Origin of the sequence: Conexibacter stalactiti (assembly GCF_033542075.1) — a bacterium.
In the GTDB taxonomy this organism is placed as follows: Bacteria; Actinomycetota; Thermoleophilia; order Solirubrobacterales; family Solirubrobacteraceae; genus Conexibacter; species Conexibacter stalactiti.
On sequence record NZ_JAWSTH010000085.1, the window covers coordinates 16,446 to 27,732 of the forward strand.

General features: G+C 72.2%; 9 protein-coding genes. All 9 read left to right on the top strand.

From position 1 onward, the window contains the following. The first annotated feature begins 12 nt into the window (after nt 1-12). Complete coding sequence (locus R7226_RS23755; RefSeq protein WP_318599845.1) at nt 13-3,345, top strand: UvrD-helicase domain-containing protein; 3,333 nt, start codon at nt 13-15, stop codon at nt 3,343-3,345. Between the two features lie 59 nt (nt 3,346-3,404). After that, nucleotides 3,405-4,259 carry a bifunctional methylenetetrahydrofolate dehydrogenase/methenyltetrahydrofolate cyclohydrolase FolD gene (gene folD / locus R7226_RS23760; protein WP_318599846.1) on the top strand — a complete coding sequence of 285 codons (855 nt, stop codon included), beginning with the start codon at nt 3,405-3,407 and terminating at the stop codon, nt 4,257-4,259. Nucleotides 4,260-4,269: 10 nt separating this feature from the next. Then, a complete protein-coding gene (locus R7226_RS23765; RefSeq protein WP_318599847.1) occupies nt 4,270-4,740 on the top strand; it encodes a hypothetical protein in 471 nt (156 codons plus the stop codon). A gap of 22 nt (nt 4,741-4,762) precedes the next feature. After that, nucleotides 4,763-5,053: an Asp-tRNA(Asn)/Glu-tRNA(Gln) amidotransferase subunit GatC gene (gene gatC, locus R7226_RS23770; RefSeq protein ID WP_318599848.1), complete on the top strand. Its 291-nt coding sequence runs from the start codon at nt 4,763-4,765 to the stop codon at nt 5,051-5,053. Nucleotides 5,054-5,135: 82 nt separating this feature from the next. After that, complete coding sequence (gene gatA / locus R7226_RS23775; protein ID WP_318599849.1) at nt 5,136-6,575, top strand: Asp-tRNA(Asn)/Glu-tRNA(Gln) amidotransferase subunit GatA; 1,440 nt, start codon at nt 5,136-5,138, stop codon at nt 6,573-6,575. Then, entirely contained in the window at nt 6,572-8,011 is a 1,440-nt protein-coding gene (gatB, locus tag R7226_RS23780) for an Asp-tRNA(Asn)/Glu-tRNA(Gln) amidotransferase subunit GatB (protein ID WP_318599850.1), read from the top strand. Before gatA ends, gatB begins: the two co-directional genes overlap by 4 nt. A gap of 31 nt (nt 8,012-8,042) precedes the next feature. After that, nucleotides 8,043-8,231: a hypothetical protein gene (locus R7226_RS23785; RefSeq protein WP_318599851.1), complete on the top strand. Its 189-nt coding sequence runs from the start codon at nt 8,043-8,045 to the stop codon at nt 8,229-8,231. 13 nt (nt 8,232-8,244) lie between these two features. Further along, nucleotides 8,245-8,556 (top strand): hypothetical protein, encoded by a 312-nt coding sequence (locus R7226_RS23790; protein WP_318599852.1) that lies wholly within the window; start codon nt 8,245-8,247, stop codon nt 8,554-8,556. 13 nt (nt 8,557-8,569) lie between these two features. After that, nucleotides 8,570-11,287 (top strand): Ig-like domain repeat protein (locus R7226_RS23795; RefSeq protein ID WP_318599853.1); only part of this gene is annotated, 2,718 nt, incomplete at its 3' end.

Genomic DNA, 11,287 nt, shown 5'->3' on the forward strand with positions numbered 1-11,287 from the left:
ATCGTCGAACGTGTGTCCGCCCACGTCGCAGACCTCGACGCGCTGCTCGCGGGGCTCAACGAGCCCCAGCGCGACGCCGTCGTGCACGGCGAGGGGCCGCTGCTGATCCTCGCCGGCGCCGGCTCCGGCAAGACGCGCGTGCTGACCCACCGGATCGCCTACCTCGTCGGCACCGGCCAGGCGCGCCCCGACGAGATCCTCGCGATCACCTTCACGAACAAGGCCGCGCAGGAGATGCGCGAGCGCGTCGAGCTGCTCGTCGGCCGCCGCACGCGCGCGATGTGGGTGATGACCTTCCACGCCGCCTGCGCGCGGATGCTGCGCGCCGACGCCCACCGGCTCGGCTACACGCGCTCGTTCACGATCTACGACCAGTCGGACGCGCGCCGTCTCGTCAAGCGCTGCATCGACGAGCTGGACGTCGACCCCAAGCGCTTCACGCCGGGCGCGATCCACCACGAGATCTCCGACGCGAAGAACAAGCTGCGCGACGCGGAGGCCTACGCCCAGCTGACCGGCTCCTTCTTCGAGCAGACCGTCGCCGACGTCTACAAGCTCTACGAGGCCGAGCTGCATCGCATGAACGCGATGGACTTCGACGACCTGCTGGTGCGCGCGGTCAACCTGATGGAGCTGTTCCCGGAGGTCCGCGAGCGCTACGCCCGCGCCTTCCGCCACGTGCTCGTCGACGAGTACCAGGACACCAACCACGTCCAGTACCGCTGGCTGCAGCTGATCGCGGGCGAGCACAGAAACCTCGCGGTCGTCGGCGACGACGACCAGTGCCTCGCCGAGGGCACGCTCGTGACGATGGGTGACGGCACCGTCAAACCGATCGAGCAGGTGCGAGCGGGGGAGGAGGTGCTCTCGTGCCACGGCAGCGGCGACATGCGGTCGGCTCGTGTCGCACGCACGCATCGCTCGGAGCGCGAGGAAGGGATCGCGATCACCCTCGCGAGCGGGCGCCGGATCGTCAGCACCCCTGAGCACACGCACTTCGCCGGCTATCGGCTCGGCATCACGCCGCAGCTGCACATGACCTACCTGATGCAGCGCGGCGACAGAGGCTTCCGCATCGGCACGTCGCGGACGTACACCGCCGGCCAGGTGAAGCCGGTCGTCGGCGTCGCGCTGCGGGCGCGCGGCGAGGGGGCGGACGCCGCCTGGGTCGTCGGGACGCACACGCGCGAAGCCGAGGCGCGGGCGCAGGAGACGGTGCTCTCCTTGCGCTACGGCCTGCCGACGCTGCCGTTCGTCGCCCGTCCCAACGGCCGCGAGAACGGACTCGTCGGCGATCAGCGACTGCTCGACCGGATCTTCTCGGAGTTCGACACGCGCGCCGCCGGCGCTGCGCTGCTCGCCGACGAGGGCTTCGCGCTGGAGCACCCGCACTTCACGCCGCGCTCGCACGAGGGCCGGCGTCGCGTCGTGACGGTGACGCTCTGCGCCGACCGGCGCGGGCGCACGCCGATGCACCTGATCGCGCTCGGTGGTCGCGACGCCGAGGCGCGCGCGGCGCTGGAGCGAATCGGCCTGAACGTGCGGCCGGCGAAGGCGGGCTCGCAGAGCTGGCGCTACGAATCGGTGTTCAAGGAGTTCGGCGCCGTGATGGACACGGTCGCGCGGATCCGCGAGGTGCTCGATGTGCGCGTGCGCTGCCAGGCTCGCTTCGGCGCGCGCGGCGAGGCGGCCGAGCGCGCCACCCTGCCGTTCATACCCGCTGCCTCGGTGAGACCGGGGATGGCGATGTTCACGGCCGACTGCGGCTACGACGTCGTCGCGTCTGTCGAGCGAGTGCCGCTCGACCGCCCGGTCTACGACCTCGACGTCGAGAACACCCACAACTTCGTCGCGGACGGACTGATCACGCACAACTCCGTCTACGGCTTCCGCGGAGCCGACATCCGCAACATCCTCAACTTCGAGGACGACTTTCCCGACGCGAGAGTCGTGAAGCTGGAGCAGAACTACCGCTCCACCCAGACGATCCTTGACGCGGCCAACGCCGTGATCGCGAACAACCGCGGTCGCAAGGGCAAGGAGCTGTGGACCGACCTCGGCGTCGGCGACCCGATCAAGGTGCGCGAGCTGGAGGACGAGCACGCGGAGGCGCGCTTCGTCGCCGGCGAGATCGAGCGGATCGTCGACGAGGGCGTCTCGCGCAACGAGATCGCCGTCTTCTACCGCACCAACGCGCAGTCGCGGGTGCTGGAGGACACGCTCGTGCGGGCGCAAATCGGTTATCAGGTCATCGGCGGCACGAAGTTCTACGAGCGCGCCGAGATCAAGGACGCCATGGCGTACCTGACGCTGCTCGTCAACCCGCAGGACGTCGTCGCCTTCACGCGGATCGCCAACTCGCCGCGGCGCGGGATCGGGCAGACCTCGCTCTCGCGCGTCATAGCGTGGGCCAACACCGCCGGCATCACGATCTGGGACGCGGCGCTCGACCCCGACGCCGTGCCCGGCCTCGGAACGGCCGCGAGAAAGGCCTTCCATCGCTTCATGGGGGCGATGAGGATCCTCAGAGAGCGGGTCGAGTCCGGGCCGCCGGTCGGGCTGCTGCTGAGAGAGGTGCTGGCGGAGTCGGGCTACCTCGACGCGCTGGAGGCCGAGCGCACGATCGAGGCGCAGGGCCGGATCGAGAACCTCGAGGAGCTCGTCAACGTCGCCGCCGAGTACGACTCGACGACCGACCTGCGCGAGGAGCCGCCGTCGCTGGTCGGCTTCCTGCAGCAGATCGCGCTCGTCGCCGACGCCGACGGCCGCAGAGACGACGAGGGCCTCGTCACGCTGATGACGCTCCACAACGCGAAGGGGCTGGAGTACCCGATCGTCTTCCTGCTCGGCTGCGAGGAGGGCGTCTTCCCGCACCAGCGCGCGATCGAGGAGGGCGGCCTGGAGGAGGAGCGGCGCCTGGCCTACGTCGGCATCACGCGCGCCCAGCGCGACCTCTACCTGACCTACGCTCGCACCCGCGCGGTCTTCGGCTCGCGCACCTTCGGCGCCCGCAGCCGCTTCGTGGACGAGGTCCCGATGGGGCTGACCGACCGCAGAGAGCGCCCCGCCTTCGGCGTCGGCAACGTGCGCGAGCGCGCGACCAGCTGGGGCGCGAAGCCGAACTTCTCGCCGCTGGGCAGCGGTCCGATCCCCGGGGGAGGGTGGGACTCCGGCGCCGCCGCCGGCGGCGACGCCTTCCGGCTCGGCGACGACGTGACGCACGCCGCCTTCGGCGAGGGCGTCGTGACCGGCGTCGAAGCCGGCGGGATCGTCGTGATCCGCTTCGCCAGAGACCACTCCGAGCGCAAGCTCGTGGCGGACCTGGCGCCGATCACGAAGCGCTGAACGCGGCGGGCGGGCGCACGGCGCTCCCGCTGACGCGCCCGATAGCATCCGCCGCCTCCATGGCAGCCACCCTCATCGACGGCAGAGCGGTCGCGCGCAAGGTGCGCGACCAGGTCGCGGCCGACGTCGCCGCGTTCACAGCTGAGACGGGCGTCACGCCCGGCCTCGCGACCCTCCTGGTCGGCGACGACGCGGCCTCGGCCGTCTACGTCGCCAACAAGCGCAGAGCGTGCGTCGAGGCCGGCATCGCCGACCTCCACCGCCACCTGCCGGCCGACGTCTCGCAGGACGAGGTCGTCGCGCAGTTGCAGGAGCTGAACGCCGACCCGCAGGTGAGCGGGATCCTGCTCCAGCTGCCGGTCCCGAAGCACCTCGACTCGAACCTGCTGATCGGGCTGATCTCGCCCGACAAGGACGTCGACGGCCTCACCGCCGTCAGCGCCGGCCGGCTCGTGCAGGGCGTCCCCGGGCTGCGGCCGTGCACGCCGTCGGGCGTGATCGAGCTGCTCGACCACCACGAGGTGCCGCTCGAGGGCGCGGAGGCGGTCGTCGTCGGCCGCTCGGAGCTGGTCGGCAAGCCGGTCGCCCAGCTGCTGCTGCAGCGCCACGCGACCGTCACGATCTGCCACTCGCGCACCCGCGACCTGAACGCCGTCGCCCGCCGCGCCGACGTGCTGATCGCCGCCGTCGGCGTGCCGCGGCTGATCGGCGCCGATGCCGTCAAGCCCGGTGCGACGGTGATCGACGTCGGCATCAACCGCACCGACGCCGGCCTCGTCGGCGACGTCGACTTCGACGCCGTGCGCGAGGTCGCCGGCCTGATCACGCCCGTCCCGGGCGGCGTCGGCCCGATGACGATCGCGCTGCTGCTGCGCAACACGCTGACGGCTGCGCGCTTGCAGCGCGGCGTGTAGCCTCGCGACCATGAGCATCGACCCCGATCGCCTGCGGCGCGGCGAGTGGATCGCCGGTGCCGGCGGCGTCCTCCTGCTTGTCGTGCTGTTCCTGACCGACTGGTACAGCGTCGGCCCCTTCGGCGTTGACGGCTGGCACGGCCACACCATCCTGCGCTGGTTCATGCTGCTGACGATCGTCGCGGCGCTGGCGCTCTTCCTCACCTGCGCGACGCAGGAGACGCCGGCGATCCCGTCGGCGCTCGCGCCGGTCACGACCGCGATCGCACTGGTCACGACGGTGCTGCTCGCCTACCGGGTGCTGATCAACGAGCCCGGACCGAACGAGTTCGTCTCGGTCGAGATCGGCGCCTGGCTGGGACTTCTCTCCAGCGCGCTCGTGACCTACGGCGGCTACCTGGCGATGCGGATCGAGGGCGGGCCGCTGCCCGACGTGCCGGTGCGGCAGCGGAGCGTCTCCGAGCCGTCGCCGCCGGCCTGAGCGTCGCTACACTCCCGCGCCGATGATCGATCGCGCTCAGGTACTCCACGTCGCCAAGCTCGCACGCCTCGATCTCACCGACGACGAGGTCGGTGCGATGTCGCGCGAGCTCTCCGCAGTCCTCGACCACATCGAGAAGATCGGCGAGCTGCAGCTCGACGACGTGCCGGCCACCTCGCACGTGATCGACGTCGTCAACGCGCTGCGCCCGGACGAGCCGCGCCCGTCGCTGCCGCGTGAGCTGGCGCTCGCGAACGCGCCCGAGGTCGTCGACGACGGCTTCGGCGTGCCGAGCCCGGGAGCCGGCTCATGAGCGCGGGAAACACTCGCCCAGAGGGCTCGGTTCCCTTGGTGCGAACTCGCCTTGCGGCTCGCTCGCACGGGGGAGGTAACTCATGAGTGATCTTCTGTCCCTCTCCGCCCGCGCCGCGGCCGAGCAGATCCGGCACGGCCACGTCTCGGCCGACGAGCTGTTCGGCGCCTACCGCGAGCGCGCCGCCGCCGACGCGGCCGCCGGCGAACAGGGCCTCAACGCCTACACCTGGGTCGCGGAGGAGACGCCGGCCGCGCCGGCCGCCTCCGACGCCGCGCCGCTGGCCGGCGTGCCGCTGGCGGTCAAGGACCTCTTCTGCACCGAGGGCGTGCCGAGCCAGTCCGGTTCGAGAATCCTCGCCGGCTACCGGCCGCCGTACAGCGCCCACGTCGTCGAGCAGCTGACCGCCGCCGGCACGACGCTGCTCGGCAAGACCAACCAGGACGAGTTCGCGATGGGCTCCTCCAACGAGAACTCGGCCTTCGGCGACGTGCGCAACCCGTGGGACCGCAGCCGCGTCCCGGGCGGCTCCTCCGGCGGCAGCGCCGCGGCCGTCGCCGCGGGCCTGGCGCCGTGGGCGCTGGGGACCGACACGGGCGGCTCGATCCGCCAGCCGGCCGCGCTCTGCGGGATCGTCGGCCTGAAGCCGACCTACGGCGCGATCTCGCGCTACGGCATGATCGCCTTCGCCTCCTCGCTCGACCAGGCCGGCCCGTTCGCGCGCGACGTGAGCGACACGGCGCTGCTGTTCAAGCACATGGTCGGCCAGGATTCGCGCGACTCGACCTCGCTCCAGCATCCGCACCAGATCGAGCTGCCGAAGGGCGTCGACCTGAAGGGGATCCGCCTCGGCGTGCCGGAGGAGCTGACCGGCGAGGGCGTCGAGTCGGGCGTGCGCGAGGCCTTCAACCAGACGCTGGCGCTCGCCGAGCAGCTCGGCGCGACGGTCGAGACGACGCACCTGCCGCACGCGCCGCACGCGCTGTCCGCCTACTACCTGATCGCGCCGGCCGAGGCCTCCTCGAACCTCGCGCGCTTCGACGGCGTTCGCTACGGCCACCGCGCCGAGGCCGACGACCTGCTGTCCATGTACACCCGTACACGGGCCGAGGGCTTCGGCCCGGAGGTCAAGCGCCGCATCATGCTCGGCACCTACGCGCTCTCGAGCGGCTACTACGACGCCTACTACGGTCGCGCGCAGAAGGTCCGCACGAAGATCGCCGAGGACTTCACGACGGCGTTCGAGCAGTTCGACTTCATCGTCACGCCGACGGCGCCGACCGTCGCCTTCAGACTCGGCGAGAAGACGGCCGACCCGCTGGAGATGTACCTGCAGGACTTCTGCACGGTGCCGATGTCGCTGGCCGGGATCCCCGCGATCTCGATCCCCAACGGCCTCAGCGACGGCCTCCCCGTCGGCTTCCAGATCGCCGGCCCGGCCTTCAGCGAGAACCGCCTGCTCGACGCGGCGTACGTGCTGGAGCAGGCACTCGGCTTCGACGGATCGGCGGTGCGGGCATGAGCGCCAGCGGCTACGAGCCCGTGATCGGGCTGGAGATCCACGTCCAGCTGAGAACGAACACGAAGATGTTCTGCGGCTGCGAGCTGTCGTTCGGCGACCCGCCGAACGTCCACACCTGCCCGGTCTGCCTCGGCCTGCCGGGCGCGCTCCCGGTCGTCAACGCGAGAGCGATCCACTACGCGCTGATGGTCGGCATGGCGCTCGGCTGCGAGCTGGCGCCGCGCTCGATCTTCCACCGCAAGAACTACTTCTATCCCGATCTGCCGAAGGGCTACCAGATCTCCCAGTACGACATCCCGATCTGCTCGGGCGGTCGTCTCGGAGACGTGCGGATCCACCGCGCGCACCTGGAGGAGGACGCGGCGAAGCTGATCCACGTCGGCGCCTCGGGCCGCATCCACGGCGCCGACGCCTCGGTCGTCGACTACAACCGCGGCGGCACGCCGCTGGTCGAGATCGTCACCGAGCCCGACGTCAGATCGGCCGCGCAGGCGCGCGAGTGGCTGACGCTGCTGCGCGAGACGCTGCGCCAGCTCGGCGTCTCGGACGTGAACATGGAGGAGGGCTCGCTGCGCTGCGACGCCAACGTCTCCATCCGCCCGGTCGGCAGCGACCTGCTCGGCACCAAGACCGAGCTGAAGAACATGAACTCCTTCCGCTACCTCGAGCGCGGGGTGGAGGCCGAGATCGCCCGCCAGATCGCGCTCGTGCAGAGCGGCGGGGAGGTCGAGCAGGAGACGCTCCACTACGACCCGGTGTCGGGGGCGATCTCGTCGCTGCGCTCGAAGGAGGAGGCGCACGACTACCGCTACTTCCCCGAGCCCGACCTCGTCCCGGTCGTGCTGACCGACGCGATGATCGAGACGGCCCGCGGCGAGCTGCCGGAGCTGCCGGCCCAGCGCGCCGAGCGCTACGAGCAGCAGCTCGGGCTGAGCGCCGACAGCGCCAGACTGCTCGCCTTCCGCATCGACCTCGGCAACTACTTCGAGGCCGCGCTGGCGGCCGGCGACGGTGATTCCGAGGCGGCCCAGCCGCTGGCGAACTGGATCTCCGGCGAGCTGGTCGCGCGGCTCGGCGACGACGATCCCGCCGGCTCGAAGGTGACGCCCGCGGCGCTCGCCCAGCTCGTCGCGCTCGTGCGCGGCAAGCAGGTGACGCAGGGCGCGGCGAAGACCGTGCTCGACCGACTGGTCGCTGACGGCGGCGAGCCGCAGGCGATCGTCGAGGCCGAGGGCCTCGGCGCGATCGGCGGCGGCGACGAGCTGGCCGAGGTCGTCAAGCGCGCCCTGGAGTCCGACCCGGCCGCGGTCGAGAAGCTGAAGGCCGGCAACATGAAGGCGATCGGCCCGATCGTCGGCTTCGTGATGCGGGAGACGAAGGGCCGCGCCGACGGCGGCGAGGTCAACCGCCTCGTGCGCGAGCAGCTCGGGCTCTAGAGACGCCGACGCGAGGGAGTACCCTGTAGTCATGTCGACACCAGAGACCGAGAAGACCGGCCCGTCGCTGCTCAAGAAGGCCGTCGCCGCACTGATCCTGATCATCGTCGTGGTCGTGCTCGCGAAGGTCCTGCTGAGCTTCCTCGCCGGGATCCTGTGGCTCGTGATCGCCGTCGTCGTGATCGGCGCCCTGCTGTGGGCGCTGAACACCTTGTTGTAGCGACGGTGAGCTGATGGCGTTCATCGTCATCCTGTTCGGGTTCGGGCTCGCCGGCGGCATCGTCGGGAAGATGAAGGGCAGCTCGTTCTTCATCTGGTTCCTCGTCTCCTTCTGCGTCCCGTTCATAGGGCTCGTCGCCGCGCTGCTCTACCGCTGGGACAACAACGAGCTGCGGCGCGAGTGCCCCGGCTGCGGCAAGGTCGTCAAGCTGCACGACGCGCTCTGCACCAGCTGCGGCACCGAGCTGGAGTTCCCGGAGGTCGCGATCGCTCCGGAATCCGCGTCCGTGCGGCGACGTCCGGTGGCAGGACCGCCCTCCGCCTGACACACTGCTCGCGATGCGAGCACGGACGCTCATCGTGGGGATGGTGCTGGTCGTCCTGACGCTGGTGGCGACGCCGGTCGGAGGCGCGCGCGAGCAGGGGGCCTCGTCACAGACCTTCTCCTACACGGGGAACTGCACCGATCTGTTCCAGTACTTCACCGTCCCGGCGGACGTCAACTGGATCACGGTGACCGCCTGGGGCGGCTCCGGCGGTCACAACAAGCACACCGGCGCCGGCGGCCTGGGCGGCTGGGTGAGCGCGCCGATCGCGGTCACGCCCGGCGAGCAGCTGGCGGTCAGCGTCGGCGCGTGGGGCAACGACCACGGCGGCTGCGGCTGGATGCCCGGCGGCAACCGCGGCTACGCCGAGGGCGGCGACCTGCTCGGCCGCGACGGCTTCGGCGGCGGCAGCGGCAGCGGCGTGCTGCGCTACGACGGCCCCAGCAGCATGGTCCCGCTGCTGGTCGCCGGCGGTGGCGGCGGTGGCGGCGGCAACGGCAACGGCGGCGGTGGCAAGGGCGGCGCCAGCAGCGCCAACCCGGCGAAGGGCGACGGCGGCCACGGCACGTGGGGCGGAGGCGGCGGCTGCGGCGGCTGCCGCGCTCAGCGCAACGGCACGCCCGGCGGCGACGAGCATGCCGGCGCGGGCGGCGGCGGTGGCGGCGGTGGCGGCGGCTACCCGTACGCGGGCTCCGGCGGCGACGGCGGCGGAGAGGGCGGCGGCGGAGGCGGCGGCGCCGGCCGCTCGTGGGCCGCGGCCGGGATCGACGCACAGCTCGGCACCAGCGACCGCGCCTGCAAGTACCCCGACGGCCCCGCGACCTGCAACGGCCTCGTCACGATCGAGTGGGACACCCACCCGGCGAAGGTGACCGTCAGCGGCGGCGACGCGCAGCGGGCCCAGGTCGGCACCGTCTTCTCCCAGCGCCTCGCGGCGAAGGTGCTCAACGCCGAGGGCTTCCCGGTCGAGGGCGCGACCGTCACGTTCTCGCTCCCCGGCGGCGGCGCCTCGGGAACCTTCACCGGCGGCGGCTCGCCGACGAGCGCGAACGCGGCGACCAACGCCGACGGCATCGCCGTCTCGCCGATCTTCGAGGCGAACGGCAGCGCCGGCGCGTGGCGCGCGAGTGCGAGCGCTTCCGGCGCCAGCAGCGCGACCTTCCAGCTGACCAACACGAAGGCGACCACCGTCACGCACGTGACCTCGTCGGCCGATCCGTCGGTCGCTGGCCAGCCGATCACGTTCCGCGCCCAGGTCGCGACCGGCACCGCGCCGTTCGCCGACTGGTCGGGCACGGTCGAGTTCCTGCTCGACGACAGATCGCTCGGCAGACCGGTGCCGGTCGACGCGACCGGCACCGCCTCCTCGGCCGCCGTGCGGCTGGGGATCGGCGGCTGGCCGGTCGGAAGCTACGACGTCCAGGCGATCTTCTCCGGCGACGCCGACCACGAGGGCAGCAGATCGCCCGTGCTCAGACAGCAGGTGCAGCCGGCCGCGACCGCGACCGCCGTGACGATGTCGCCGAATCCCGCGACGACCGGCCAGTCGGCGACGATCACCGCGCAGGTGACCGCTCAGGCGGCGGCGCAGACGACGCCGCAGGGCACGGTCTCCTTCTCGATCTCGCCGCTGCCCGGCGCGCAGCCGCAGCTGTACGCGAGCGGGATCGGCCTCGACGCGAACGGCAGAGCGAGCGTCGTCAGCCCCCTGCTGACCGCCGACGGCGCCTACGACGTGCTCGTCAGATTCGACGGCACTGACAGCTTCACCGACAGCAGCGGCGCCGCGATCCAGAACGTCGGCGCCGCGGCGACCTCGACGCTCGTCACCAGCAGCGTCAACCCGGCGCTCTACGGCGAGCCGTTCGAGCTGACGGCGACCGTCGCGCGCGCCGGCGCCGGCGCCGGGCCGAGCGGCTCCGTCACCTTCACCGCCGGCAGACTGACGCTGTGCGGCCCGACCCCGGTCGTCGACGACAACGACGGCGACGGCGACGCGCTCGCGACCTGCCAGGTCCCCGGCGGGCTGGCGGCGAAGCCGACGCCGGTCACGGTCCAGTTCAGCAGCGACGGCGGCTACGACTCCAGCAGCGGCACGCTGACGCAGCAGATCGTCTCGGCCGCGAGCGCGACGACTGTCGAGGCCGTGCCGGCGCAGGGGATCTTCGGCGGCGCGGTCGTGGTGCGGGCGCACGTCGCCGCGGTCGCGCCGGGCAGCGGCCTGCCGCGCGGCACGGTCCAGTTCTACGCCGACGACCTGCCGGTCGGGCTGCCGGTGGAGGTCTTCAGAGGCGTCGCCGAGTCGGCTCCGATCCCCGGTCTCACAGTCGGCTCGCACCGCCTCTCCGCCGTCTACGAAGACGACAGCGATCCGCTCAGCCTGCTGCCGAGCAGGGGCGCGCTGACCTACCACGTGCAGCGCGCGCCGACGACGCTTGCGATCACCTCGGAGGCCGACCCGGCGCCCGCCGGCCAGCCGCTCGTGCTGACCGCCCACGCCGGCAGCGCCGGTGATGCCGGCGAGGTGGAGGGCGACGTGCAGTTCCTCGTCGACGGCGCGGCCCACGGCGGGCCGGTGCCGCTGCGCGGCGGCGTCGCCCGCTCCGAGCCGCTCGACCGGCTCGCGCCCGGCGCCCACGAGGTCGTCGCTGAGCTGCACGGCGGGATCCGCTTCGCGCCGGCGACCGCGCGCTACCGCCAGACGGTCGCCGCGCCGCGACAGGCGCCGCCC

What these genes read in the sequence shown, in the direction of transcription:
- folD (WP_318599846.1), top strand. Translation starts at nt 3,405, where the DNA reads ATGGCAGCCACCCTCATCGACGGCAGAGCGGTCGCGCGCAAGGTGCGC.
- R7226_RS23765 (WP_318599847.1), top strand. Translation starts at nt 4,270, where the DNA reads ATGAGCATCGACCCCGATCGCCTGCGGCGCGGCGAGTGGATCGCCGGT.
- gatC (WP_318599848.1), top strand. Translation starts at nt 4,763, where the DNA reads ATGATCGATCGCGCTCAGGTACTCCACGTCGCCAAGCTCGCACGCCTC.
- gatA (WP_318599849.1), top strand. Translation starts at nt 5,136, where the DNA reads ATGAGTGATCTTCTGTCCCTCTCCGCCCGCGCCGCGGCCGAGCAGATC.
- gatB (WP_318599850.1), top strand. Translation starts at nt 6,572, where the DNA reads ATGAGCGCCAGCGGCTACGAGCCCGTGATCGGGCTGGAGATCCACGTC.
- R7226_RS23785 (WP_318599851.1), top strand. Translation starts at nt 8,043, where the DNA reads ATGTCGACACCAGAGACCGAGAAGACCGGCCCGTCGCTGCTCAAGAAG.
- R7226_RS23790 (WP_318599852.1), top strand. Translation starts at nt 8,245, where the DNA reads ATGGCGTTCATCGTCATCCTGTTCGGGTTCGGGCTCGCCGGCGGCATC.